Genomic DNA, 24685 nt, shown 5'->3' on the forward strand with positions numbered 1-24685 from the left:
CGTATTTTTCCGTACCGCGACAAGGTACGAACGTATTCAGGCAAGATACTTTTACCGCTATTATCGCTTATAACTTTTGCTGCCTCCTCTGGCGTATAATAATCACTCAAATTGATATTGTCAATGCCCTGGTCAATGCCCATAGTACAACCTCCCGGTAAAACAAACAAACAACAGATCAAACTTGCTCATGACATAGGTTGCACATATCAGTAGCAGTGGTTGCAACAAAAAATAGGAGTGTGAGCTTGTTCTGCTCCCTTGCGAGCAGACGTTTGTTGCAAGAGATCCTGTACGTATGTGCAACCTATGTCTTGGGTCGGTTTCCAACAGCTCTATCTCCACTATAACCCTTTAGGGGTTATTTGTCAAGTCCATCAAAACTGCTAAAACTGCTCCATAAAAGGCTTGACAAATAACCCGACACGGGTTATAATATATATAACAAAGAAAAAACTTCTACCGAATGTTTCGGTAGATCGAGCAAAGAAAGGAATCAACTATGTACAACTCTTCAATGACCATCGAGGATATTTTACACACTCCCTCTTTTGAGGCAAAATATGAAGCTGTTACTTCTGAGCTTCCTTTCCTACTTGACCTGATATCCGGTCTTGCTGATGGTCGTGAGTATAAAGTTGGCGTCAAAGAGAAAGCGACTGCCGCGCAAAAAATTCTCCGCAAGCTGCCAGTAAAACCTGACTATACTGAGGAAAATCTTGGTGATCTTATCCGGGGCAACATTATTGCCTCTGATACTGAGGATGCACAATATCTGCTCTCTCAACTTCAAAAAGTGGCTACCCTGGTTGCTCTTGACAATTACGCTATCAACCCAACAGCCTGGGGCTACAATGGGATTAACACAAATATCCTGAGCCCTAATGGTCACACTGTCGAAGTGCAAATTCACACTCCTGAAACACGGGCGGTACAAAAAGCGCTCCACCCACTTTATACAGAGTGGCGCAATGAAGTCGAGGTGCCTCTCTGGGTCTTTGAAGAGGCCCGCCGCCTTGCTGATGAGGCAAGAAAAAATCTTAAAGCCGCCCAATAATGGGCGGCTTTCTCTCTGGGCCTTGCCTGGGGCTGTCCGGACTCCTGCTGCTCCTCTTTCTGCGTTCCCTTGCTCCCTCTCCTTCTCCTGGCTGCTTCTCCTTCTTCTCCTGGCTCCCTCTCCCGTCTTGGCTCTCTCCGCCCTCCCTGGCTGCTACATGCTTTCGCCTTTTGCTCTCCTCGGCTTGTTCCTGTCACATGCTCCACCTGGCTGCGTGGCTGTGACGGCTCCCAGTGTCGCGTTTGTGATGGTTGGTGATCGGTGCAATGTCCAGTGGATCACAGCAGCTAGAAGTACTACAGCTTGCTTCGCGAATAGAAAAAAAGTACTCAGGCATTGTGAGGGAGTGAGGCAAACACAAGCTGGCATACGACACAAGCAACAGCATGACCGGAAGTGGAAAAGGGGATACGACCTTGACGCCGATTTTACCATTGAGGGGCTGGACGACCGACGATAGACTGTACTCAGTTTATCGCTCGGTCGTTCGGCACTGAAAGCCGGAAAATCGAGCGTCAAGGTGGAGATCCCCCCACTGAAGGTCTACGATACAGTACAGGTGGCGTTTCGTCGCTCGCTGGTCTGCTTCGGGTAAGATCAGAGAGCTGCTCTCTTTCGTTTCGTTTCCTTGTTTCATTTCCTTGTAAGAAGTAAAAGGAAATGTTATACTCGTCCTATGAAAGGATTTTATACACGAGCAAGGAATACAAAGATGAATGATGATCTCCGCTGGCCGAAGGATCAAGATGAGGCGATTGATTTTTTAGAAGCACTAAAACTCAAGGATAAAGATGTAAGCATGTGCCGCTATCCAACGTGTCAAAATCCTCGCCAGGAAGCAGCGGCAGGCACTGGAAGAAAACCTGCCTATTGTGATAATCCTCAACACACATCGATGACCAATCATAACGCACGTGTGCAGTTGCGCCTGTTGGCTGATGGTGGCAAGAGTGAACCTGTTGCTTCCAAACAACAATCCGGCCGTAATACAAGCGCTGGCGTTGAATCGCTGCGGGGATCAGTGCTGACTCATATCTCGCAATTACAAGGCAGTTTGGAGCAGTATGTTTCGACGTTGACTGAGATTGCCGACCCTGATATTGCTTCGGCACAGATTAAAGCTTCGCAAGACCGTGCTAGTGCGCGTATTTCTGAAATTGAGGAACTTATTCAGGTGGAGCGTTCACTGCGCCAGGCTGCTGATGCTGCCCAAAAAGCTGCGCAAGAAGAGGCAGCTTTGGAGCGGGAAGCCGCTGAACAGGCGGTGCAATCGATGCAAGAAGCTGAGGCCAGGATGCGGGTCCAATTGGAGGAGGCAGAGCGACGGATCGCTGATATTGAGGCGAATCGAGATGCGACCATTGCACGCATGAAAGCCGAAATGCAGCGCTACACGCAACAAATTGAAGACCAGGCCAAAGAATCCATCGAGCATGCTGAGGCGGCGATGAAAGATGCACAGGAAGCATCTCGGCAGGCAAGTATCCGTGCTCACGATGTTGAGGTTGCCGCACGGGCACAAATCACTGTCTCTGAACGGCTCGTGACTGAGGCTCACGCTCTCCTGGATCGGGAAAGAGTACAAGTGGATCAGCTCCGAACCGAACTCACCACGGTGAAGGAGGAGGCGCGTCAGCGCACAGAAGAGGATCGAAAGCGAGCAGAGGCGGATCGGATACAAGCCCAGGAGCTTTTTGATCGTGAAAAGACAGAGGCAGATCGACTGCGAGCAGAGCTTGCAACCACGCGCAAACAGGTCGAACAGCTCACGAAACGCGCTGATCATCTGGCCGTAGCGAACGACGAGCTCAGAAATCAATTGGTCCAGCTCCAACTTCCCAAACATGACAAGCCGAAGAGGCAGTAGCCCAGCCCTCCCTGTGTTGCCATGTCCATCCCCCTGGAAACTGGTTGGAAAACAACCAGTACCAAGCCTTGATGAGGCTTCACACGCTTGTAGGAGTTCGATCATCTTTTTTCCTGCCATAACAGGGGGTGAGTAGGAGTTCGATCATCTTTTTTCCTGCCATAGCAGGATGTGAGTAGGAGTGCGATATGATAGGCTTCAAAAAGAACCTATTGTTTGTTCAGATTATTCACAAAGGAGACAACGTGATGAAGAAAAGAGTGAGAAAATATCGCAGAAGGCCACAGTTGCGCACATGGCATGATGTTGTAATTTTTGTCGTGATTTGGCTGATGACAGATACATCATCCCAACACGCTGCTGTTACTGTTTTTCGTTCTTTGATGCATCTGAATCTTTTATAAAGAGAGCATCGTTCTCACTCCACGAGCAACCATCTCACGCGCCGATCCTCGGACCCCTAGACGGTTCGGCGCGTCCCTTCCACATCTTCAGCCAATAGGCTTGCCTGCCTTTCCTGAACGGGGTTGATCCAACAGGTTAGTGAAAAAAGTACATGAGCATCCCAACCAACACGATCGCGCAGCCAGCGACGAAATACAGTGCTGGCACGATCAGACAACTTGCCAGTCGCCGGGCAAACAAGAGGAGGGCGAGAACGATACCGATAAAAAACACGATGAACATGCGGTGAATCCTTTCACTCTGATGACACGATTGCTTTGTCTTCTGCGTATGACGGTCAATATACTTTTGACACTTCTCGATTTGCTTTCGACAATAATAGACCCCTAATCCTGATGTGCCTCTCTGGTCGCTATGCCTCCTCCGTGTTTGGCTTTGTGACGACATATTTATAGAACGTATTGCGGTTCTTAAATCCTGTGAGCTGCATAATTTCCGCGACGGTATTCTTTTTTGCGGCATACAATTCTTTTGCTCGCTGAAGCTGTTCGGGTTTGATGCCCTGGATCGCCTTGGGTCTGCCACCTTTACGCCCCCTGGCTCTGGCTGCCTCCAGGCCTGCCATGGTTCGTTCGCGAATCACATCGCGTTCGAATTCAGCCATCGCCGCGATGATGTGAAACATCAGCTTGCCGGTAGGGGTCGTGGTGTCAATATTCTCTTTGAGGGATCGGAGCTCGATCCCGCGCTCTCCCAACTGACCCACCGTTTCAACTAATTCTTTCAATGATCGTCCCAGGCGGTCAAGTCGCCAGACAACAATCACATCACCTGATCGGGCCATATCAAGCATCCGCAAGAATTCTGGACGGTCAAAGCGCTTGCCGCTCATCTTGTCGATGAATGTTCTATCGCAGTGCTCACGCTGCATGGCGTCTTCCTGGAGTGCGGTGGTCTGCTTGTCGCCGCTGACACGGATATAGCCAAGTTTCATATCAAAGGCCTTTTTCTGCTTCTTGTCGCGGTTGCCATTTTGCTGACTTGAGCGTGGTCTTTCCAACACAATCAGGTTGCCAGTCTTTCTCATGTTCTGGCTGTGGCACCCAAGCGGGTAGCGGCCACTCTGGACCGGCAATTCCACGCACGATGACCTGACTTGTATCGGCTAGGCGATACTCGCATCCTGGCATGATTTTCCAATGCTCAGTGTCCACCTCTGGGGTATCGTCAGGGATCTCTAACAGAAGCGTGTAGAGATATCGCTGATACAAACCATTTTCCCGCATATGATAATTTAAAATACGACGCCAGAACTCAGGCGTTTTAGTCGCATGAAAACCCGGATTCTGAGAAAACACAATCTTTTGCGTCGAGGGGAGATGATAGGGTTCTCCTTCCCTTTGGGCCTCGGCTTCTGCCTGCACACATACACGATAAACAAGCATACGCTCTTCTTGACTTCCTTTCTTGCACTCTTTGCGTCCTGCGTCCCGGCTATTAAATGTTGACGTACTTATTGTACATAAACTCATCATAGAATGCAAGTATACACACATTGATTTATGGATGGCAAAACACACAACAAAAGAGGGGGTATAAAAGGGAAAGAAAGACAGACTCCGAGTGTGTATAAAACGGTCGTTTTTTGTACTACTCGCGTGGGCTACTACTCCGCTGCCGCACTCCATGGTGAGCACTGCCGTGACTGCTGGCCACGTGTCACAGGTCTGGTGCCTGGTCATGAGTGTGACAATCCATCCTGACAGAGAAGACTGGCGGTTTCTGCTCTGCCTCCTGTAGCCGGTATGGTAGGAGTGAAAGAAGAGGCGCTGCCCAACATCCACTAGCTCGCCGCTCTTTTTTGCCCTTGACCTCTGCCGATATGGTAGATCACAGGATCTTTCTCGCAAGGGAATGCAGGCAATTACCCAAAATTAGACATCTAATTTGGCTCAACCATTGACGGAGGCATCTCATGCAAAAGCTCTCTCTGCTCCCTGAGGATCAGCCCCTGGTGCACATTGCCCCTGATGCTCTGCTCGCCTTGAAAGACACCCACCTGGAAGGTGCCGACCAAGCACAACGATCACTCTTGCCATCACATCTGAATGCGTTGCTGCAAAGCGATCCCACCACGTGGCCCCCGATTACTTTGACCATGACCAACCAGGGAGCGTTGCTGCTCGATGGCTATCATCGTACCGAGGCGGCCAAACGCCTTGCGCTCCCAACCATTGATGCCACCATCCGCTCTTTTGAGCACATCGAGGATGCCATTGAGTTTGCCTTCCAGGCGAATCTCTCGCATGGACAGCCTTCCAGCGCTCACACGCGCAGCGCGTATGCCTACTGGCTGCATATGACCTATCCCGATCTCCCGCAAACAGAAATCGCACGCAGAGCAGGGATCAAGCCATCAACGGTCAATGTTGCGCTGAAACGCCGCATGCAACGGACGTTGCAAGAACGCCAGCTCACCTCTTCACATATTGAAGAGCGTTGGGAGGCCAGACAAAAGCAACGAGAACAGGAGCGAGCACACGCGATCCGCACCTATGTCCGTGCGTCTAAACAGCTCTATACCGCTCTGCGCGAACTTGATACTCCTGGCAACCGATACTGGGCTCTGGCAGAAACTGTCTCAGAAGAAGAGAAGGTGATCTTGTTTCGGCTCTTCCAATTCCTGCAAGAATTTCTCAAGGACAACCTTCCACCGAATCTCCTCAAGGAACTCGGCACGCCAGCACGCCGAACAAAAAGCAAGGACCAAGGCCCAACTGAAGAACCATAAGTCTCACAGCTTGATGTGAGACGTTCAAGGGTTCACACACAAGCAGCTTGGCCGGCGTTGTGACGGGCGATCTCCTGTCACGGCTGGAGATCTTCACAGCTAAGGGAGTGGGACCTCTGCACAGAGCGTTCTGCTATCTCTCTTCAATCGTTTCATACTGTAGAAGAAGAGTATGGACCTGGAGGAGAAAAGATAGTATGCCACAACCACAATGGCGGCCCATTAGCTTTCTACCATCCCTTGCGCATCACATCGATGGGATGCTGAAAGATGATCAGGATCAGTACACCAATCTGTTGCGGGCCAAAAATAAACCGCATGTCCTGGACGACTTCACCGTGAACGAGGTCATCAGGGTGTTTTCCACAGCAAAAGCCGACCTGCCACTCTTCGATGAACAGTTGCGCAGGTGGGGAGCAGAGCAGAAACTTACGAATACTCAACGACAAGAGATTATCCGACTCAAGGCGCAAATGCAAAAGCTACATGAGGTCGTTGAGCAGATACTCACCCTGGCTAATGAATTGAGTAAAGGGACTATCCAGAAAGTTATGGCGAAAAGTGATGAGCAACTGGGACTGGAGGCTTTGATGAGAATGCTTGGAGGTGAGCAGAAGTCATAAGCGGCCTATGAGGCCTAAAGTGGGGTAGCGCTACTAAGCATGTCACCAGGGGCAGAGTGGCGACTCCCATGGTGACCTTCTCACCGGTGTCACATGCTTCGAGCCTGGTCGCCTTCGTGACGTGGCTGCTACCGTCACGGCTGGAGATCTCCGCCTACTGGCCTGTGACTCCCAACTCCGTGTCACTGTTCCCAGCTCGCGGTGGTGGTGTGACGCCCTGCCGGTGGTCACGGATCGATCGCTCTGGGATGTGGGAAATAGCTAATGCTTGCGCCGGGATTGAAAGTCCAGCAGTGCCGTTAGCCTGACAATCTCGGCCTCTTTATCGGCAAGGTGGTCTTTGAGCCTGGATTGCTGGGATCGCTCAATGCCCAATTCCAGCTTGAAGATGTCAATCTCGTGGTGAGTCGCATCAAGCTGTTCAGTTAGCTTCTCGATCTGCTCTTGCTGGTTGGTGATGAGCCATGCTTGCAGCTCTAATTCAACCTGCCAGGTGGTCTTGTGAACATCCTGAAACACGGTGGTATAGATAATCTCATCAATACGCTGCTGGCGTTTCTCGGCGGTGCGGTCGTCCTTGTGGCGTGCTCGGCAGGCTTGCTGCCTGCATCGATCTGAGCAATATTCGCGTTCTCGCCCGCCGTGGCCCTTCCGGCGTGCTATCACCTTCCCACACACACAGTACCGCATACACGCTCCTCAATCGCGCTCAGACGCGTCTATCGTGACCGTCATGATTGCCTCTAACCTCTTCATATGGATCTCTCTTGCCCGCCTTACTATAGCACATGCCTCGACCCGTCGTGACGATCAGCTCTATGTCACAGATGCACGGCCTGGCCGGCGTCGTGACACACGATCAACCGTCACCGTCTCAGCTGCGGTGTCTGTGTGTGACCCCGGATCTCAGGTCACAAAAAATGCCAGGGGCTTATTTACCCCTGGCATCACTTCCTTCTCACTGCGTTCTACGACGCCAGTGTAGAAGAAGGGGACGCTGGTTTTTTATAATAGGAGGAGAGGGACAACAACCACCGTTTGATAAACGGTTGTGCGATCTGCGTCATAAGCTTGGTCATCGCTGACGGCTTGGTCACGCGATCGACATCGGCCATAATCTGTGCGAAGGAGTGGCGTTGATATTGTAAGAGCGCCTGGCTCTCGGTCGTATCGAGCCAGTCGGTACAGTAGGATTGCTGTGAGAATGCGCTCTCTGGCAACATGGGGAGACCCGCCTGCCTTAATCCATGCATCAGAATGTCTTTATAATAGACCTGACAGCTCGCACCTCCACCAATGAGCCACGTTTTGCCCCAGACCTCTTGGCTCTCAATGCCATTGGCAAGAGCAAGAGCCACATCGGCAGGATGAATGACCTCCATCCGCTGCGTGAGCGGAATACGAAACATAATGGGATCGGGTTTTCGGGCCTCCATCGGTGGGACATCAGCGAAACGGTAGATGGTCCATTGCAAGCCTGATTCCTTGACCATCTTCTCACCTGCTATTTTGTGCCGCGTATAGGCATCGGTCTCATAAATGGGATCAGTCACCCGGCGGGGTGGCTCCTGGTCGAGCGTATGCCCAAATAGGTCAAAGGATGAGCTAAATATAATTTTGGGCTGTCGGTCCTGACTCCTGGCTGCGTTGAGCACATTGCGTGTGCCACCAACGTTTACCGTCTCGGCCTTCGCTGGATTCGCATCAGTAGCGGGTGGCAGGATCGCTGCCAGATGGATAATGAGATCTTGTCCAGCCACAGCCTCCTGCACTGTTTTGGGATCAGTGATATCTCCCCAGATGTAATTTACCCCAGCAATCTGCTGGGACAGGAGAACATTCTTTTTGGTTGGGATATCCAAGCATCGCACCACATGCTTGGTAGATAATTCTCGTAAGGTCGCGCTTCCAACATTGCCAAGTCCACCGGTAACTAAGATCTTCATTATTCTCTACCTTCCTGTCATTCTCTTTCTTAATGAATTATTTATAATGCCTGCTGGCCGTTTTAAGCTCAAGTAACAATGGATCAATCAGCGTTGTGGTTTGCCAATCTCTTTGTCCTTGCCAGACGCTTTATGGGTCAATGGATGTCTGGACAGATTATGGTTCAAAACAATAAGTAGTTCATTCACCTGACAAGCCAATTGGCAAAGCAGAGGTAAATGGTACCACTCGACGCCAAAGGCATCCAGTTGAGCAAGATCCCGACTCATACACTGGTTTTTATCAATTTTGAAGCATATCCTGTCCAGTTTGAACCATTTCTTGTCCTGGTAGTCCATGCAAAAGCGAGCAAAGACGCAAACTTTTGCGCGAATGGACCAATGGACAATAAATCTGTCAAAAGTTGTGCCACAGTCGCGGATATGCGTCAAAAGCAGAGCAATACTGCTTTCAGTTGCAGTTCTCCATCAGCTTCTCAGGCTGGCTGCTGGACAGGATATGCTTCACCAGCGAGGACATTTCGATTGTCAAATCACAAGCGTGCCTGTTCTCAATGGAAGCTGATCGGAGAGAGTATCAGTTGGTCTCCGTTGGAGATCGTGTACTAACTCGTTGACCACCAGCTCCGTTCGTTCCGCCATGGCGCTTTCTTCCCTCCATCGCTGGACCCGTCCCAATAAATTATTCAAGCTAAAAGCAACCCGCACCAGAGCGTTATTCTCACCCAATCGTGATAATGTATCGATGGGAACTCGTACCTGAACATTCCCGTTCGCAAATTGTCGATGCGCTTCAGCAATCAGCTTTACCCCCTCTTCCATGTCGGCGAGTTCAGCACGGCGGCGCTCTTCATATCGTCCAATTTCTTCTTGCAGCACAATAATTTCCTCGGCGCGATCCGCTCGCAAGATCGTCTGATTGAGCTGTCCAAGAATTACCGTCATGCTGATGCCAATCACGAAAAAAATAAAAATTGGCAGGTAGACCATAACCGAATAATTGTAGGCCGATACGGTCTGAATGTAGGCCTTCGGGTGTGGCAAGAAAAAGACCACAATCAAAAGAAAAGCGCAGGTGAGGGCAGCAACAATGATCGATGCCCTCGGAACAATCAATGCTCCAGCAAGCACAATAGCGATAATAAACGAATACGATATGATAAGGATCAACGGCAATGTAGGATTAAACAAGATGGGAATCATGACGGTATCAAGAATATACAAAATGACCAGTGAAGCAGATATCTTTTGCCAGCGAACGCGGCCAGCAATCCACGCTCCAATCAACGTAAAGCCCGCCAGGAATGCGGCGGGCGGACTACTGGGACTCTCCGGCGAGAAAAAGACCATAATGGGAAACATGGGCAAAAAACACAGTGATAGAATCATCACAAAACTGCTTGTCAGTTCCTCGTACCGACAAAACTGCCGGTTCAAAGGTGTACTTCTATCTCTATTTCTCGGCAGTGAAAAGCTATGCCACCATCGGAACATGGTTCGGACTCCCTCCAACTGTTATCACTCATTAAGAATGTTATCACTCATTAAGAATCAAGCACTTGAAATAGGCGTAACGTCTCTACTGCGTCGGCGACCACGGCTGGTGGTAGCTTTAATAAGGACTGCACCTCTTCCAGTGATCTTTGATTATTCACCATCGACCAGACGGTCTTGAGTACCAGACGGTCTTTCAATGACAGTGGCTCTAACATAGATTCCGGCAAGTGTTGCAGTCGGCGAAGTGGTGGCCCGCCCTGGCTCGTGGCAGATGACTCCTGTCGGCTGCCACTGGGCGATTGTTGCTGGACCCCTAACCTGCGTAAGTAGTCAGCCAGCGCGACCTCCACATCGCCAGTGAAGTAGACGCTCCACTCTGCAACGCTTTTCAGCACAGCAAGCGCTGCGTCACCACTGTACAAGAGTCGGCTATCCCCGCTCTCAATAATCGCCCCTGCAATTTGCTGCGCCGCGTTGCCACGCAAAAAGACTGACCCTCGTGCTTTCAGTTTTTCTCCGGGCAATCGCACATCCGCGCAAATAACGGCGGTCCTACCTTTTAAGAGATCGCAAACGGTAAACATATCAAGATAAACCTTTTGCATTAATTTAGCCATGACATTTTTCCATCACTTTGTAAACTTCCGTATTGCTAAATCGAGCAACGCTTTGTGAGCCAAGTACTGGCGGCCTTCCTCGGACTGCGCGATCGTGCCCAACTGTGGATCTGGCTCTATGCCCCATCGTGCCAGATCATCAAAGCTGATGTCCCACAGGATTCGCCCATATAATCGTTTCTGTCCGAAGAAACGTATCGCTCCCATCTCAGGGAGATGGAGCCAATCATCCAACATCAGCCCTTCCCATGGCGACCAGAGAATACCAGATGGAACTAGCCCCATGTCCTCAATGAGTGGATAGGGAATCACCTGGATCGGCTGCTCGATCCATTCTCCATCGACGTACAGCGACGGCGGTGCCTGGTAGTATACCCACATGTGCGGCTCCTCTTTCAGCCTGGCCGATGGCAACCACCCTTTCCCACGCTGATCAATCATTCTCGCGAGCAGCACCTCAGCAAAGGAATGATATTCGACATGCTTGAATCCCTTGCGCACAAGATGCAACTTGGTCCAAGGAGACAACGTTTGCGCCTGGACTACCGTATGCTCTGGGGCCGCTTGTTGCAAAGATGAGAGAAAAAAATCGGTTGGCATACCCTCCTTTCCATGCGGTCTGTGTCCAGTAAGCTGATTTTGCATCAATGTGAAGATGCTTGCACGATGGGAAACAACCATCTGGTAAAACGCTTGCCGGTATTGCTCATAAGGTAAATTCCGTTCTGAAGCAGTTTTGACATAATGCTCGAATAAATGATCGAGGAATGGCCGTGACAATGGCGCGCAAGACGCCAGAAAATCTGAGTCCATTTCCATAAATCGGCCGGTATCGTTCATCTTCCTCCTCCTCTAGTGATTAACTATTCAGAATTTTATCATAGAGAATTCGGAAAGTGGTCAAGATCAATACGAAGATTGTACCGTGCTATCGCAAATTTTACAAGAGCAACCTTGCGGTTTTTGTCTTGCTTTCCCTACTGGCCGAATTCTTGTCGTTGTGTGTCTCAGTGTAAATGATAGGTTTTATGTTCACAAGCCCTCAGTCTGATACGTTGATGATATAGCCTAATATGGCTAGTCTCCCCGAATTCTTCATGACGCAAGACAACATGTTTCAAAAAAGCTCATACTGTATCGCTCCATGCACGAAACAAGAATTAGCATTCAAGTAAATCGATCTTTCCACCATGGGCTATCTAGTTAATCCTCTTGCATTTCCCGTATTTATGTTTTAAATTTCTCATATTATGTGGGGCCAAACAAGAAAAGTATCTCCATTCTGTGAACTTCCTTGTCACATAAATATCGACCTATCAGGGAGGATCGACAAAAGAAGAAATTAATAAAAATTTAATACCTCATCAAAAAAGGGATCGCGTGATGGACCAAACAGCTTACCGGGCCAATATATATGTATTCTTCAATTCGCAGTAGCAGGTAGGTGCACTATAAGATAGGAAACGCACGAAGCCATGTTGCTTTATAAGAATAGGAGAGGCGTGTTTTAAATGACGAGACTATATTTAAAGGTATCTTTTTTCCTTGTTTTTCTCTGCTTTTTGGGCCTATGCCTTATGCAAGGCACCACAACTGTTTTCCAGCCGACAGCTCCACCTGTTTCTGCGCATGCACCTATACAGTTCCAGGACGAATCTCGCCAGGAAACCACCATTTCACATCTTGGTGGTCTGGGTGGCTTTCATGGCACATCCATGATGCAGGCTGTCTGCACCGGACAACCGGAAACACCCAGGGACATGTTCAAGAAGGATTGGGGCATCACCGATTATAAGCAGATCCTCAATTCAAAATATTGGGATACGACCGACAAGATCCTCTGCAACGATCACTGGACCTGGCGGATCGTGGAGCAGGTTACCTGGAAAACGATCCTTGAGCAGCTCCGCTGGCCGGCAGATCTGGTGCAACCATCCATGCTCAACCAGACACAAACGGTCCAGGCGCTTTCCACCGTTGATAAGCCAACCGAGCAGCAGCAACAGCAGAAAGTGAAGCAGCAGCAAGAAGCGGATGCGAAACCTCGGAGCGGCTGCGATTTCGTGATGCCCGTTTTGGGGTGGAACTTCCATCTGGATGCCTGCTCGCTGCTCAAAACAATCGTTAAGAACAGCTTCTTGAAACCAATCTATGAGAACTGCAAAAACGTGATCAATCAGGCACAGGGCTTTTTGTGGACCACTGACCCGGCGGCAACCTATGACCTGGGCAAAAATACCACCCTGGCCTATTTTCATACGGGCATGCTCAATCTGGTGAATATCTTCATTGTCCTGGTGCTGGCCTGGATCGGCTTCCGGTATGTCCTGGGTGGCGGGATCAACTGGCTGGAATACGCCAAAATACAAGAGACCCTGCCGCGACTACTCTTTGGCCTGATCGCGGCCTACTTTGCCATGCAAATTGCAAAAGTCGTGATCGACGGATCGAATGCGCTCTGCACTCTGTTTCATGGCGACATGCTCAAACATATGTTTGATGCTCAATCCAACGGCGCGGTTGCCGCGACCGTTCAGGTCATTTACGTCATTATGGGCGTGCTCCTCGTCATTGAAGCAGCAGCACGCTATGGGATTCTCTATATCCTGTTAGCTTTTTTGCCGATTATTCTGTTTTGTTCTACCCTCAAAGAGACGTCACATTACGCAAAAAACGGCATCAAAGCCCTGATCCTGTTCACCTTCTTACAACCAGTCCAGCTCGCAGTGATGGATCTGGGTCAAGCCGTCCTTGTGCATACCATGACCAAAGATCCTGGCAATATTCTGAACTATCTTATCGGTATCAGTATCATGCTCGTGGTGCTCTCCCTCTTTTTTAGCGTCTCACGCATGGCCTTTAGCGGTGCCTTTCAACCGCTCGGCGCGATGGCAACCGGCGCGGCGGCTGGCCTCGCACTTGGCTCTGCCAGGCTAGGGGGGAAAGGCGTCCTCAAGGGTCGTCAGGCGCTCAATGAAGGGGCGGATAAGGTCATCGCCGGGATGCCTGGGGCGGCCCGTCAAGCTCCTGCCGCGATGGTGGGGGCGTATCAAGGCATCAAGCATGCTCCACAGAATTTCCGCTCCGGGGCCAAGAGCTTTGTCGATCATGCCAGGAGTGCTGGGACACAAATTGCGAAATTGACACCTGGGTACGCGCTGCGCCACTCCAAGCCAGTCATGTATCAACCCTCATCGTACACCGGCAATGCCGCGTCCAGCATTGCACACTCAAAAAAGACCATGTCTCCCTCTGTGACGAGTCTCGATCAAACAACAGATGATCATGCAAAAGGAATTACAACACAGCAAGCAGCTCAGATTCAGGCCCAGATACGCGCCAACAAGGCGCAATATCAAGCGCGTTGGAACTCACATACTCCCACACCTGGTAATGGAGGAAAAAAATCATCATGATCCTTGAGACCGTCGATAGGAACAAGTGGCGGCTGCTCTTCTGGTTCCTGGGTACCACGGGTCTGGGATCGGTGCTCGCGTCCATCCTTGGCTTCCTGGTCCTCGTGCTCATCATCGTCTCATTGATCGGCTCGGCTCTGCATAGTGACGGCTTTAAGACCTATCAACCGGTGACTGCTCCGGCTCAAACGATCACAAAAAATGGAGATGGAACGATCACCTGGAGCAATGAATGGGTGGGTTTGAACAATCAGCCAGTGGTGTCCTGGGCGCAAAAGATGTCGCCACATTTAGTGCGCTGCGGGGTCGCCAACTACACCCAGTGTTACGATAGCGGATTCCCGCAAGCGGTGTTGGACTTTTGGTCACAGACCTGCTCTGGGCCTTGTTACCAGTACTGGATGAATGGGAATTTGCAATGCGTGATGTTCGTGACCGGGGCCTATGGCGCGGCGGGTCAACAGCTCCCCTCGGCACGGAACGCGGTTTTGTTCTGGGAAGACTACGCTGGTCTCTCCGAGTGGACTGAATATGCCAATGGGACGGCGCTACCAGTACCGGGCGATATTATCGTGTGGCAGGACGGGGAAAATGTGGCCTATCCTGGCACGGGTGCGGGCCATGTCGCCATTGTGACCGATGTCCAGGCTCCCACCAAGGACGCGACGGGCTTCGTCCAATTTGCCCAAGGCAATAGCGTCAATCTGGTGGATACGCAACCCATCGATACCAACGGATATATGCATACATGGCCGGGTTATAAAGTGCTCGGCTTTATACGACATACCAGTTTCTTTAGCAAGTAAGCAAAAAGGAGTGTTCTCATGGATTTTACCGCAATTCAAGGCTGGGCCAATCAAGGGGTGTTGGCCCTTCAGCTACTGGGTGGGGCCTTAATTGGCCTGTGCGTGGCCTATCTGGCTCTCTCCCTGGTCATGGCTGTCATTACCGGCCACCCGGCCAAGGTGGAGCAGGTGCGTACGTCTTTTGTCGTGCTGGTAGTCGGGATTATGATCCTGGCTTTATCCAACCCTATTGCCGGAATCTTCCGGTCAATGGCTGGCCTGAACAATCCGGGCGGGACCACGCCTCCAGCGCAGACTGCTCCAAAACCATAGGGGAGAGAAGGGAGGAAGGAAGTCATGATACAAACACAACATAAGGTTCCGATCCACCTGGATCAGCCTGATAAATTCATCCTGAACCTGACGGGCCGCCAGACCATCATTCTGGCGCTTGGCCTGGCGCTCGGTTATATGGCCTTCAATGCCTTCGATTATAGCAGCACCCTGATCCTGCTGGTTCCAGCCCTGCTGTGCTTTGCGTTGTGTCTGCTCCTGGCGGCGCTGCTGGCCTTCATACGCGTCAAGCATAAGGATCTGGAACAGTGGGCGCTCATTACCTTTATGTTTTACGCCTCACCACGACGCTACTTGTGGCAAGCGGAACACACGGTGATCCCTTCTCAGGGAGACCTCCTCCCCGTAGACTGGCCTTCGGATGAAGAACAGAAAGGACAACAAGAGGAATGGTAACAAGCACACGACCCACCAAACGACGCCCGGCTCCCACGACACTGGCTCGTGCTACCGGCTCTATTCTTGATCTTATCGGCCTGCGAGATGTACAGGATGGCTGCCTCTGCCTCCATCCCAATACCACTACAGCCCAAAAGACCAAGAAAAACGAGTTGGAATACAAGGCAGTGATTGCCGTCGAACCCGTGAATTTTATGCTGATGTCTGAGCAGGAACAGGAAGCGATTCTCGAAAGCTTCCGCCGCCTGCTTACCAGGCTTTCTACAGCAGAACAGATTAGCATACATGTCCGGGTTCTCCCCTACGATCTTCAGCCCTACTTGAACAAATTAGAACAAGCAGAGCAGCACTCCTCATCTGAGTTAGTATCCGTGATGGCTCGCGATCATGAGCAATTTTTAAAACGGCTGGCCTCCCGTCATGCCATTTTGCAACGAGAATTTTACCTCCGGGTTGGTATTACCCTGGATAAGTCACAACAGCGCTTTAAACGGTACAAGCTGACACCAGAAGAAATATTTGAGCGGGCGAAAACGCTCTTAGATCAGAAATGCCAGGATCTGCTGGGAGATATTCAATCCTGTGGCCTGGCCGCCGCTCGCCTGGATGACTATCAACTGGCACAATACTATCTGTCCTGTGTCCATACCCGCTATGCGACAGACTATCCAATTCAGCCCACACACCTGCTCGCCCGCGATCGCCCGGCGCGCGCTCTCAACCTCTCGGACATCGAGGGCATGAGCGAGGATGAGGCGTCCTCAGCGCGCATCGCTCCCACCGTTCCGGCGCTTCCACATGTCGAGCATGATCCACTTCCGGGTGTGCTCGGCTGGGAACCGCTTGATCTCTCTGAGATTATCGCTGAGTCTAAGTCGAAGGGGAGCAACACAACAACACCCGCCAGAGAGCAACCAGACAAGAAATCAAGATGGTTCAGCAAAAAGCACGGGGCTTCGTCCTCAAAGAAAAAGAACCAGGCAGACAACGCGGAGAACGTTCGCTCGGTGCATACGATGCTTTCTGAGCTGATCCAGCCAAGCTTAATCGAGCAAAAAGAACAGTATATCCGGCTCCATCGCGAGAGTTCAGAATACTTCCGTGCTCGCTCTGTGGAGGGCTACCCGGCCTACGTCGTCGCTGGCTGGATGGATCGCCTCATTCAGATCGATGAACCCTATGTTGATCTCGTCATGTACATTGAGACGCTGGACCCGGCCCAGTACACCACCCTGTTATCCAGAAAGTTAACAGGTTTTGTGGCGACACAGCGCATAGAGGCCAATGCGGGCCGCGTGGATGATCCCCACATTACGGAAGCACGGCAGGAAGTTGAAGAGCTGCGCTCCAAGATTGTCCAGCAGGTTGAGCGTGTCCATTCAGTTTCACTCTATGTCTGCGCTCGCGGCTCGTCCCTGGATGAACTGCGCTCACGGGATGGCAAAATTGTTTCCTTGCTGCGGTCTCTGGACCTGGATAATGTCGAGCTGTCCTTGCAGCACCTTCAGGCGTGGCAATGCGTCTTGCCGGATGCGCGTGATATCCTGGGCCGGCGCAAGATTCTGGATACCTCGTCGGTTGTCACGGCATTTCCCTTTGCTTCGACCTCCCTCTCCACTGAGCCGGGGTCTCTGGTTGGGGTTATGCCTTCCGGCTCCCTGGTTATTATTGATCCTTCGTCGTCACAACTGGACAATGGGCACGAAATTAAGTTCGCTAAAAGTGGCGCGGGAAAAAGCTATCACGAGAAGGTAACGTTGATGAGGCGGCTTCTCATGGGCTACGAATCGGTGGTCATTGATCCCGAAAACGAATATGCAAGCCTGTGCGAGCAGTTCGGCGGGGCCTCGGTACGCCTCTCGGCTGGTAGCCTTCAGATTAACCCGTTTGATCTGCCACGCTCGGACTCCAAAGATCGCAACATCTTAGAGGAGAAGTTTAACTCCTTGCTGGTCTTATTCGATCTGCTGCTGGCGGATCGCAATCCGGGCACGCTCACGCAACGCGAAAAAAGCTACTTGAGTAAATGCATTACCCGAACTTACGCGGATCATGGCATCTTTTCGGATGTCGCGACGCATAGTAAACAACCGCCGTGTATGGCGGATCTGCACGCGATCATGGTGTCCGGCATCTGTGGTCGGGATGACTTTGACCTGGCGGATCGGCTGCTGCGTCACCTCTCGGCCTTCCCTCACAAGACACAGGTTGAGCTCTCCAACCCGTTGGTCGTCTTCAACATTCGGGATCTCAACGACGAGCTGCGGCCCGTGGGCGTCTTTTCGATTGTTGAGCATGTCTGGACACAGGTTCGCTCAGAGCGGCGGCCCCGCAAACGTCAGCTTATTATTGATGAGGGCTGGGCACTCCTCCAGTATCCGGAGTCTGGGCGGCATCTGGCCGAGCTGTGCCGCCGTGCTCGTAAATACAATCTCTCACTGAGAATCACCTCCCAGATGGTTGAGGACTTTTTAGGGACTGAGGCTGGCCGGGTCATCCTGACTAACGCTTCCATGAAGTTTTTGATGAAGCAGGACCCCGCCTCGATCGATGAGATCTCGCGGGCCTTCCATCTGAGCGACGGGGAAAGGAAATACCTCTTGAGTTGTGGGCGCGGCGAAGGGCTCTTCTTCGCGAATCAGTCCCATGTCCCCCTCAGAGTCGTGGCCTCAGACATTGAGCACCGCATCGCGACAACAAACCCACAGGAATTAGAAGCAGAAGAGCAAAAGCGTGAAGAGGAACACGCCGCCCGCAAACGGACACAAAAGATGGAAGCAATCGCAGTCGAAGCACGAGCGAACGAGTTTACCGTCGTCATGCCACGCTTCTATTCGGCTGATACATCTGAGGAGTCTTGAGTCTTTCCATCACCTGTAAGGCAAGGGATAGTTGTTCTTTGCTTTACAAGTGGGGAACATTGAATAGCAATAGAACTTGACAAAACACGCTTGTAAATCTATATTTATACATATACAAAGAAAAAGAGAAAGGGTTAAAAATAGGTGGTTGTTACTCCATTCTTGCTATTCCTCTTGATTATCGCGGCTGTCGCTGCGTTTGGCATTCTCAAGGGGTTTGTCTCCTGCTTCCTGCGGCTCGGAGCATCCCTGCTCGGCATCTTCCTGATTGTCTGGTTTCTTCATCTTTTGTTCACCTTGTAACCCCTCCTCACAAAAAAACGCGAGGGGATGGTATTCCCACTCGCGTCCTCATGGGACTTACTCCTCTGGAGCTGGTGAGAATGTTTCCTCCTCTAGCTGTTCTTTCGGTGACTCGTCCTCTCGCTCCTCTTTCGCCTTCCCCTGCGGCTCTGCCTGCGTTGGGTCTTGCTTCTTCCCCTCCGTTCGCTCCTTCTCTGGCTCTGGCTTCTCCGGCTCCTCTCGTGGTGGAAAGATGTACGCGGGACGCCGCGAAAGGCGCACAAGCGAGCTATCCTGGTAATACGGCAAGGAGGTTGCCAGAATCGGGGCACTATTCGATCCTAAGATCAGCAGAGAGCCTGGTGCCATAGTCCTAAGCTCGTCAGCGGTCATCAGCTCGCGCTGACTCTCTCCCTGGCTCTCACCCAGACTGCCCTGCCGACTGGCAAAGAGACTGAAACTGCCAAGCTGGCGCGTATCGCTATAGGACTCGGTGACAATGGTGCTCTTGCCAATTTTTGAAGAATAGTACTGCGTCTCGTCCAGGCCCGCGCCCGGCAAAAGGAGGTGGGTAACGGTATTTGCCAGGATATTCTTCCTGGTGCTCTGCCCATACCGATCATCCAACTGATTGAATGACTGGATCGCAATCAACATAGACACGCCGCTGGACCGCATCGTACTGATATAGGAGTTGATGTTGGGAATGTGGCCGAGGTTGGCGAACTCGTCCATGTAGCAGGCCACACGGCGCGGTAATCGCCCGTCTGGTGCCGCCTCTGCCCGGCGCTGGAAGGTTGCGAACATTTGCGTCACAAAGACCGCAAGAAGCGGCCTACAGCGCTCTACGCCCCGCGTCGGCAGGCTCAAGTACAAAGCAATTGGATCTTGCGTCATGCGGGCAAAATCGATCTCTGAATGCGCGGTAGCCTCGCGGATCTGAGGACTGAGCATGAGTTGAAAGCGGGTAGCGAGATCTGTCATCAAGCTACCGACCAGGCGCTCATTCTGGTCAATGTAATCAAAAAAGCTGGCTGCTTCTGCCTTCACCACCGCACTCGGACTGCCTATCAGCGCGGCCTTTAACTCCTCATAGCTCATCCTGCACAAACAGTCTGACACTCGCGAGAATGGGGCCTCGGGTTCAGCCTCGCGCAAGTGCAGGATGACAAAGGTCAATAACCTCCTGGCGACGTTGGGCCAGAAGTCATCCTTGCTCTCTCCCGTGTTGGAGATCCAAGACTGCGCAAGATCCTGGGCATCCTCAATGCTCTGGCAAAAGGCCAGGGGATTGTAGTGATGGCTCTGGGCTGGATTCATCGGGGCGAAGACCCACACCTCGTGATGCTCGGCCACGGTTGCGCCTGTCACCTTCAACAGTTCGCCTTTGACATCGGGGATAAACAAAGATCGGCTGCCTCGTTCTCGAAGCAGATTCGGGATGATGATCCCTGAGCTTTTGCCGCTGCCAACTGGGGCGGTAAGCAGGATGTTAGACTCCTGCTGCTTCTCAGACAAAGAAAGCTCTTTGCCTTTATAGCGTCCCAGGACCAGACGGCTTTCTGGTGGCGTTGCCGTGTCCCCTGCCCTTGCGAGTTTCCTTCCTGTGGGGTGCTGATACAGCTTCGCCTCCTGGGAAGTGGCCTGATGCGCGCTTCCGTGGCGCGTGCTGGCTCGCAGAAAGCGTCGGCGGCCCGTGGTTACGGTGAGAACGCCCCACATGAGGATGCAGACACCCGCTAATCCGAATAACGCATACTGCGGATTGATTCCCCCTGGTTGTGCTTGCTCTAGTGTTGGCCTGGCTGTCACCTTCCCTGGAGGCGGTAATGCTGGCTTAGTGTCCTGACGTTGGTGATCCTCGGTGGTGGGCGTCACAGCTACTGTTGTCTTATGTGTCTCCCCCTTCAGAGACGCATAAAAGTGCTGTGCGGTGGGAATCCACCATGCAATGATTCCGGTCAAGAGTAGCAACAGCAGAAACAAAAGAACTCCTGCGGTCGCGCCTGGCTTTCTCGTCATCGGTCATAGTCTCCTTCTCGATTGTCTCGGTCTTGCTTTGGGCCTTGATTGGCAAGCCGAGCAGCAATTCTCGTCCAGCCCGTATGGTCCGTCATCTCCCCACGCTCCTGGTGGTCCTGTCCAGGTCTATCTTCTCTAAGCACAAGCGAGGCAAGTTCGCGCATATCCTGTCGCTCCTGGTTCTCATCCTCTCGGTAGTAGTGCTCAATCTGATGGGTAAACTCGTGGTCGCTGAGCTCATGAGCGGTCTCGCGCAAGAATTGATAGTCCCTGGCCGCCATGAGCACGTCGCGGCGCTCGCCCGTGTCGCGATCCTCACCACTTCCAGCCAGGACAATATGCCAGTGCCGGTGCTCGGTGTTGGTGTGTTCAACAGCGTACCACGTCAGCCGCATGTTGCGCTCTCGCTCAAAGTCGCGCATCACTTCACGGACCATCGTTCGGCCATCAGATACCTGCTCACTCTCGGCGCAGGAGAGGATAAATTGATGGAAGTACACCTTTTGTCCGGTGTGGGACATAATGCTTTCAAGCGCCTCCCGACGTGGTATAGAGGCTGCTGCGGTTTTGTTGTCCTCATCTCCAGGTGCAAGGGCCGTAAACAGGTGGCGGCTGTCCCGGCTTTCCTCCTTGCCTCGTGCCCGGTATTCAATGTAGCGAAAATGCGCTGACAGACGCTTCCCGGCGGTGCCCCGGTCGAAACGGTGCCACTGATTGCCGATCCTGGTACTCGGTGCCACATAGTGGCCTCTGGCTATCATGGTGCTCTACTCGCCTTCCTCTGCTCCTGGCCCACTCCGCTTGGCAAGCTCTTTGCCCACTTGCTCCCTCGCCGACTCATACATCTTGAGCGCAAGATCACTATTGAAGAGTTTTGCCGCGACGCTATAGAGCATTCGCTGGGCAATACCACTGCTGCGAATGGTGCGCACAATGAGTCCCGCCAGGCGGTCATCGCTGCGCCTCGTCTGGTCTTTGATCGGTTGCACGACATCACTCTGAAGGTCCTCACGGATTTCTAACCGGATCTGCGCAACGGTCTTCTTCAATTCAGATTGAAAAACCTCTCGTATGACAGGCAAGCTTTCCGTCTGAAGCGTTTCGCCGCGCCGTTGAGCGAACCCTAACCTCAATAACTCTTCCCCTAAGACTGATGCAGATTGATGTTCGCCACATTCTTTGATGATGGCATCATAGAAGTCTTCTGGTAACCATATCTGTAAGCGTTTTCTGATTCCCGCCATAGCTGCTACTCCTTCTCTGTTCTTTTGGCCTCAACGCGCTTGTAGCGAGGAGCTAGGCTCATGCTAACATAGCCAAAAAAGCAGGTAAAGAGTAAATGACTCATCTTGAGTCAAAACAGCGATGATAAACTCAGATCTGAGTCAAAGTGAAACGCCTCTATAAGCTCAATGACATACCATGCAACTCAAAAATAACTCAAGTTGGGGCCTCTTTTATCTTGCCTTACCTGCCCACAGGCACGGTAGCCCGAACGCTGCGCCATCACCAACGCTCGCTGAAACCAGGGCAGGTCGGGCGCTGCGCGTGGATCGGCGTTGCCGCTTTCCCGTTCCATCGTGACGTGACCGCTGGCCAATCGTCACAAGGCCGGCGCCTGGTGGCCGTCGTGACATTGTTCTACAGTCCCGGCTACCCAACAAGCGGGGCCTGAATGTGGATCCCATTTCCGATGTCATCCACATTCAGGCGGTGGCAGGGCTGTTGTTAGCTCCACACATCAAGCCGCGTGTCTGCCAGTCTGTGACAGGAGATCCGGGGTCACACACAGACACCGCAGCTGAGACGGTGACGGTTGATCGTGTGTCACGACGCCGGCCAGGCCGTGCATCTGTGACATGGAGCTGGTCGTCACACCTCTAGTACTCGCCCTATGTTACTCTGTGTTGGGTTATTGCGTGTGCGCGGCTTCGTACGTTTCTCCAGACGATCAAGCACATCATTCAACCATGCCCGGTAGTCCAGGTTCGTCTCTCGGTGCTGGTACTGGTGCTGGTAGGTCGCCTCTAACGTGTCCACGACATCATACAAGCTATACTCCAGGTACAGTGGGTCTTCGGTACGCATGTAGATCAGCTCTTCTAATGAGAACTGGAACGCATTCTCCATGCAGGTAAACATATAGGGTACTCGGTTGGTCCTGCCCTGACGGTTAGTATGTTCCCTCGCATATTTGGCGGCGGCCTCTTTGGCCTGGCTGAAAATATTCCAGAACAGCTTCTGGCTAAAGTTCTCAAACACCTCTTCTGCCGTAAAGTAAATTTTGAGCGCTCGCGTCACGTCACTCTGGATCAGTTCAGGATCATCGTACTGGCGCACATACGCCTCTATCGTGGTAACAACTTGCTCTGGCCGCTCTCGCTCCTGACGAAGCTCCTGAGGCTGTCCCTGCTGGGCCTCTCGCTCCTGTTCCCGTTGCCGGGCCTCCTCCAACTCACGCCGGTCCTGGCCGCCGTTGAGCTTTCGGTACTGCTCGGCAGACACGCCCACGGCTGCCGCGCCGCGCTTCTTCGTGTCATGCTTTAATTCTTTCTCCGTATACCCTAATACACTTTCTGCCGCCGCCGCGCCACACTGAGATACCGTACTTAATCCTTCGGTTTTGGTTTCGATATAATTTTGCTGTTCGGTTGCTTTTTGATCTTTGTTCGACTGTTGTCCGGTTGGATTTCGTATAGTAGTCGGCGGATAAGTCATTCCTTTTTCAGATGTCGAAGTCTTCGGAAAGCTATCTCCATTGAAATTTTCTGTAGGAATACTTCCATATACTGAATGTTTTTTTAATTGTTCCGACAATTGTTTCTTCAAAATTTCGTCTTCAACATCACTTTTGTGCTCTAGTGCATCATTTGCATTATCAACCAGGACATTTTGAGCGACGGCCAAAAGCTCATCTATTGAGTGGTTGTACCAGTGCTTTCTGGCCGTCGCCTTCGGCCCTGGCTTCCTCAAGAGCAGGATCTTGCGGTAACACTCGAAGCGTAGGAGCTTTTGAAAGAGGTCTGCATCCTGAATGATGAACTCGGCGTTCTCGCGCTGCGGAGCAATATAGAAAGCGTCCTGGCTCCACTGGTGGAATTCATGCGCCAGGTCATACAGGCGCTCAAAGTTTTTGACCGTGACGAGCTGCATCCTTTGTGTGCCGTCTGCGGTGGTGATGGGACGCCAAGCTTTGGACATCTCCAGCAGGCCACGCTCGGAGAAATCAGCAAGATCCTGGTAGATCTTGCGCTCACAGCGGCTTGAGACGGTGGCGATCCGGGCAACGCCTGCATAGGCTCCTTGGCCGGGGGCCTCGCGAACTGACAGATTATGCCACGTGCGAAATAAAGCCATCGGCAGGATACTTTGCAGAATGCTTTCCAGATAACGCTCGCCAGCGAATCCAGCGAACTCCGGCCACTTGTACTTATTGATGAGCTGCTGTGCCTGTGCCTGGGACGTTTCAGGAGTAGGCGTATTACTCCTGGAAGAAAGCACTGTGCTATCTGGTGAGCCTATAAGAAGACTATCGATAGATTTAGGTCCTGTCCCCTCTTGCGATTTATTAGGGGAATGCTGTATACTATGAACCATACAACTAAATACTTTCTAATCGGACAGCAATGCCCGATGACTTCAAGAATAGGCGGCTAATCCGGGCCAATGGAAGGGCCGCTTTTTCTTGCCTGAAATTTCCTCTAAATATACGCTTTTTCGTGCTTTACGTCAATGATTTTAGCCCCTCGTCTTATCCTCTGCT

General features: G+C 51.8%; 24 protein-coding genes. 10 read left to right on the plus strand and 14 right to left on the minus strand.

Annotated features, from left to right (window positions below; translation table 11 throughout):
* The first annotated feature begins 502 nt into the window (after positions 1 to 502).
* Positions 503 to 1057, plus strand: a complete 555-nt coding sequence (locus EL633_RS36125) for a nucleotidyltransferase family protein (protein ID WP_126632176.1) — start codon at positions 503 to 505, stop codon at positions 1055 to 1057.
* A 712-nt stretch (positions 1058 to 1769) separates the two neighbouring features.
* The gene (locus tag EL633_RS36130) at positions 1770 to 2924 is read left to right on the plus strand and encodes a coiled-coil domain-containing protein (protein ID WP_126632177.1); all 1155 of its coding nucleotides are present in this window, start codon (positions 1770 to 1772) and stop codon (positions 2922 to 2924) included.
* A 540-nt stretch (positions 2925 to 3464) separates the two neighbouring features.
* Here the strand turns inward: EL633_RS36130 and EL633_RS36920 are convergent.
* From EL633_RS36920 to EL633_RS36140, 3 genes are all read right to left on the minus strand, one after another.
* Positions 3465 to 3611: a hypothetical protein gene (locus tag EL633_RS36920; protein WP_161982737.1), complete on the minus strand. Its 147-nt coding sequence runs from the start codon at positions 3609 to 3611 to the stop codon at positions 3465 to 3467.
* 130 nt (positions 3612 to 3741) lie between these two features.
* A complete protein-coding gene (locus EL633_RS36135; protein WP_126632178.1) occupies positions 3742 to 4323 on the minus strand; it encodes a recombinase family protein in 582 nt (193 codons plus the stop codon).
* 1 nt (position 4324) lies between these two features.
* On the minus strand, positions 4325 to 4774 hold the full coding sequence (locus EL633_RS36140; RefSeq protein WP_126632179.1) for a hypothetical protein: 450 nt from the start codon (positions 4772 to 4774) through the stop codon (positions 4325 to 4327).
* 530 nt (positions 4775 to 5304) lie between these two features.
* Here EL633_RS36140 and EL633_RS36145 point away from each other — a divergent pair.
* A complete protein-coding gene (locus tag EL633_RS36145) occupies positions 5305 to 6120 on the plus strand; it encodes a ParB N-terminal domain-containing protein (protein WP_126632180.1) in 816 nt (271 codons plus the stop codon).
* A gap of 197 nt (positions 6121 to 6317) precedes the next feature.
* The gene (locus tag EL633_RS36150) at positions 6318 to 6743 is read left to right on the plus strand and encodes a hypothetical protein (protein ID WP_126632181.1); all 426 of its coding nucleotides are present in this window, start codon (positions 6318 to 6320) and stop codon (positions 6741 to 6743) included.
* A gap of 261 nt (positions 6744 to 7004) precedes the next feature.
* Here EL633_RS36150 and EL633_RS36155 read toward each other — a convergent pair whose 3' ends face one another.
* The 6 genes from EL633_RS36155 to EL633_RS36180 all read right to left on the minus strand — a co-directional run bounded on the left by EL633_RS36155 (position 7005) and on the right by EL633_RS36180 (position 11643).
* The gene (locus EL633_RS36155) at positions 7005 to 7433 is read right to left on the minus strand and encodes a hypothetical protein (protein ID WP_126632182.1); all 429 of its coding nucleotides are present in this window, start codon (positions 7431 to 7433) and stop codon (positions 7005 to 7007) included.
* Positions 7434 to 7711: 278 nt separating this feature from the next.
* The gene (locus EL633_RS36160) at positions 7712 to 8689 is read right to left on the minus strand and encodes an NAD-dependent epimerase/dehydratase family protein (protein ID WP_126632183.1); all 978 of its coding nucleotides are present in this window, start codon (positions 8687 to 8689) and stop codon (positions 7712 to 7714) included.
* 87 nt (positions 8690 to 8776) lie between these two features.
* On the minus strand, positions 8777 to 8959 hold the full coding sequence (locus EL633_RS36165; RefSeq protein ID WP_126632184.1) for a hypothetical protein: 183 nt from the start codon (positions 8957 to 8959) through the stop codon (positions 8777 to 8779).
* Between the two features lie 258 nt (positions 8960 to 9217).
* Entirely contained in the window at positions 9218 to 10078 is an 861-nt protein-coding gene (locus tag EL633_RS36170) for a hypothetical protein (RefSeq protein WP_126632185.1), read from the minus strand.
* 155 nt (positions 10079 to 10233) lie between these two features.
* Positions 10234 to 10803 carry a hypothetical protein gene (locus EL633_RS36175; RefSeq protein WP_126632186.1) on the minus strand — a complete coding sequence of 190 codons (570 nt, stop codon included), beginning with the start codon at positions 10801 to 10803 and terminating at the stop codon, positions 10234 to 10236.
* Between the two features lie 12 nt (positions 10804 to 10815).
* Positions 10816 to 11643, minus strand: a complete 828-nt coding sequence (locus tag EL633_RS36180; RefSeq protein ID WP_126632187.1) for a hypothetical protein — start codon at positions 11641 to 11643, stop codon at positions 10816 to 10818.
* A gap of 737 nt (positions 11644 to 12380) precedes the next feature.
* On the opposite strand from EL633_RS36180, the gene EL633_RS36185 reads away from it, so the two are divergent.
* Genes EL633_RS36185 through EL633_RS36205 form a run of 5 tightly spaced genes read left to right on the plus strand, consistent with a single transcriptional unit; the run spans position 12381 to position 18618 of the window.
* Complete coding sequence (locus EL633_RS36185; protein WP_126632188.1) at positions 12381 to 14219, plus strand: TrbL/VirB6 family protein; 1839 nt, start codon at positions 12381 to 12383, stop codon at positions 14217 to 14219.
* A complete protein-coding gene (locus tag EL633_RS36190; RefSeq protein WP_126632189.1) occupies positions 14216 to 15025 on the plus strand; it encodes a CHAP domain-containing protein in 810 nt (269 codons plus the stop codon). Before EL633_RS36185 ends, EL633_RS36190 begins: the two co-directional genes overlap by 4 nt.
* A gap of 18 nt (positions 15026 to 15043) precedes the next feature.
* On the plus strand, positions 15044 to 15337 hold the full coding sequence (locus EL633_RS36195) for a hypothetical protein (protein WP_126632190.1): 294 nt from the start codon (positions 15044 to 15046) through the stop codon (positions 15335 to 15337).
* Between the two features lie 24 nt (positions 15338 to 15361).
* Positions 15362 to 15754 (plus strand): PrgI family mobile element protein, encoded by a 393-nt coding sequence (locus EL633_RS36200; protein ID WP_126632191.1) that lies wholly within the window; start codon positions 15362 to 15364, stop codon positions 15752 to 15754.
* On the plus strand, positions 15748 to 18618 hold the full coding sequence (locus tag EL633_RS36205) for a VirB4 family type IV secretion system protein (protein ID WP_126632192.1): 2871 nt from the start codon (positions 15748 to 15750) through the stop codon (positions 18616 to 18618). Before EL633_RS36200 ends, EL633_RS36205 begins: the two co-directional genes overlap by 7 nt.
* A 360-nt stretch (positions 18619 to 18978) precedes the next feature.
* Here the strand turns inward: EL633_RS36205 and EL633_RS36210 are convergent, their stop codons facing one another.
* The 4 genes from EL633_RS36210 to EL633_RS36225 form a co-directional block, all read right to left on the minus strand.
* Positions 18979 to 20922, minus strand: a complete 1944-nt coding sequence (locus tag EL633_RS36210) for a type IV secretory system conjugative DNA transfer family protein (RefSeq protein ID WP_126632193.1) — start codon at positions 20920 to 20922, stop codon at positions 18979 to 18981.
* Positions 20919 to 21683 carry a relaxase/mobilization nuclease domain-containing protein gene (locus EL633_RS36215; RefSeq protein ID WP_126632194.1) on the minus strand — a complete coding sequence of 255 codons (765 nt, stop codon included), beginning with the start codon at positions 21681 to 21683 and terminating at the stop codon, positions 20919 to 20921. Before EL633_RS36215 ends, EL633_RS36210 begins: the two co-directional genes overlap by 4 nt.
* A gap of 6 nt (positions 21684 to 21689) precedes the next feature.
* Entirely contained in the window at positions 21690 to 22166 is a 477-nt protein-coding gene (locus tag EL633_RS36220) for a hypothetical protein (RefSeq protein WP_126632195.1), read from the minus strand.
* A 213-nt stretch (positions 22167 to 22379) separates the two neighbouring features.
* Positions 22380 to 22559 carry a hypothetical protein gene (locus tag EL633_RS36225; RefSeq protein WP_126632196.1) on the minus strand — a complete coding sequence of 60 codons (180 nt, stop codon included), beginning with the start codon at positions 22557 to 22559 and terminating at the stop codon, positions 22380 to 22382.
* Positions 22560 to 22599: 40 nt separating this feature from the next.
* Here EL633_RS36225 and EL633_RS36230 point away from each other — a divergent pair, with 40 nt between their 5' ends.
* Complete coding sequence (locus tag EL633_RS36230; protein WP_126632197.1) at positions 22600 to 22806, plus strand: hypothetical protein; 207 nt, start codon at positions 22600 to 22602, stop codon at positions 22804 to 22806.
* On the opposite strand, the gene EL633_RS36235 is transcribed toward EL633_RS36230, so the two are convergent.
* Positions 22795 to 24519 carry a hypothetical protein gene (locus tag EL633_RS36235; protein WP_126632198.1) on the minus strand — a complete coding sequence of 575 codons (1725 nt, stop codon included), beginning with the start codon at positions 24517 to 24519 and terminating at the stop codon, positions 22795 to 22797. The genes EL633_RS36230 and EL633_RS36235 overlap by 12 nt on opposite strands.
* Positions 24520 to 24685 lie beyond the last annotated feature (166 nt).

Origin of the sequence: Dictyobacter alpinus (assembly GCF_003967575.1) — a bacterium.
Lineage (GTDB): Bacteria > Chloroflexota > Ktedonobacteria > Ktedonobacterales > Ktedonobacteraceae > Dictyobacter > Dictyobacter alpinus.

Excerpts from the sequence above, each read along its gene's own strand:
- EL633_RS36125 (WP_126632176.1), top strand. The coding sequence starts at position 503 with ATGTACAACTCTTCAATGACCATCGAGGATATTTTACACACTCCCTCT.
- EL633_RS36130 (WP_126632177.1), top strand. The coding sequence starts at position 1,770 with ATGAATGATGATCTCCGCTGGCCGAAGGATCAAGATGAGGCGATTGAT.
- EL633_RS36920 (WP_161982737.1), bottom strand. The coding sequence starts at position 3,611 with ATGTTCATCGTGTTTTTTATCGGTATCGTTCTCGCCCTCCTCTTGTTT.
- EL633_RS36135 (WP_126632178.1), bottom strand. The coding sequence starts at position 4,323 with ATGAAACTTGGCTATATCCGTGTCAGCGGCGACAAGCAGACCACCGCA.
- EL633_RS36140 (WP_126632179.1), bottom strand. The coding sequence starts at position 4,774 with ATGCTTGTTTATCGTGTATGTGTGCAGGCAGAAGCCGAGGCCCAAAGG.
- EL633_RS36145 (WP_126632180.1), top strand. The coding sequence starts at position 5,305 with ATGCAAAAGCTCTCTCTGCTCCCTGAGGATCAGCCCCTGGTGCACATT.
- EL633_RS36150 (WP_126632181.1), top strand. The coding sequence starts at position 6,318 with ATGCCACAACCACAATGGCGGCCCATTAGCTTTCTACCATCCCTTGCG.
- EL633_RS36155 (WP_126632182.1), bottom strand. The coding sequence starts at position 7,433 with ATGCGGTACTGTGTGTGTGGGAAGGTGATAGCACGCCGGAAGGGCCAC.
- EL633_RS36160 (WP_126632183.1), bottom strand. The coding sequence starts at position 8,689 with ATGAAGATCTTAGTTACCGGTGGACTTGGCAATGTTGGAAGCGCGACC.
- EL633_RS36165 (WP_126632184.1), bottom strand. The coding sequence starts at position 8,959 with ATGAGTCGGGATCTTGCTCAACTGGATGCCTTTGGCGTCGAGTGGTAC.
- EL633_RS36170 (WP_126632185.1), bottom strand. The coding sequence starts at position 10,078 with ATGATTCTATCACTGTGTTTTTTGCCCATGTTTCCCATTATGGTCTTT.
- EL633_RS36175 (WP_126632186.1), bottom strand. The coding sequence starts at position 10,803 with ATGGCTAAATTAATGCAAAAGGTTTATCTTGATATGTTTACCGTTTGC.
- EL633_RS36180 (WP_126632187.1), bottom strand. The coding sequence starts at position 11,643 with ATGAACGATACCGGCCGATTTATGGAAATGGACTCAGATTTTCTGGCG.
- EL633_RS36185 (WP_126632188.1), top strand. The coding sequence starts at position 12,381 with ATGCAAGGCACCACAACTGTTTTCCAGCCGACAGCTCCACCTGTTTCT.
- EL633_RS36190 (WP_126632189.1), top strand. The coding sequence starts at position 14,216 with ATGATCCTTGAGACCGTCGATAGGAACAAGTGGCGGCTGCTCTTCTGG.
- EL633_RS36195 (WP_126632190.1), top strand. The coding sequence starts at position 15,044 with ATGGATTTTACCGCAATTCAAGGCTGGGCCAATCAAGGGGTGTTGGCC.
- EL633_RS36200 (WP_126632191.1), top strand. The coding sequence starts at position 15,362 with ATGATACAAACACAACATAAGGTTCCGATCCACCTGGATCAGCCTGAT.
- EL633_RS36205 (WP_126632192.1), top strand. The coding sequence starts at position 15,748 with ATGGTAACAAGCACACGACCCACCAAACGACGCCCGGCTCCCACGACA.
- EL633_RS36210 (WP_126632193.1), bottom strand. The coding sequence starts at position 20,922 with ATGACGAGAAAGCCAGGCGCGACCGCAGGAGTTCTTTTGTTTCTGCTG.
- EL633_RS36215 (WP_126632194.1), bottom strand. The coding sequence starts at position 21,683 with ATGATAGCCAGAGGCCACTATGTGGCACCGAGTACCAGGATCGGCAAT.
- EL633_RS36220 (WP_126632195.1), bottom strand. The coding sequence starts at position 22,166 with ATGGCGGGAATCAGAAAACGCTTACAGATATGGTTACCAGAAGACTTC.
- EL633_RS36225 (WP_126632196.1), bottom strand. The coding sequence starts at position 22,559 with ATGTCACGACGGCCACCAGGCGCCGGCCTTGTGACGATTGGCCAGCGG.
- EL633_RS36235 (WP_126632198.1), bottom strand. The coding sequence starts at position 24,519 with ATGGTTCATAGTATACAGCATTCCCCTAATAAATCGCAAGAGGGGACA.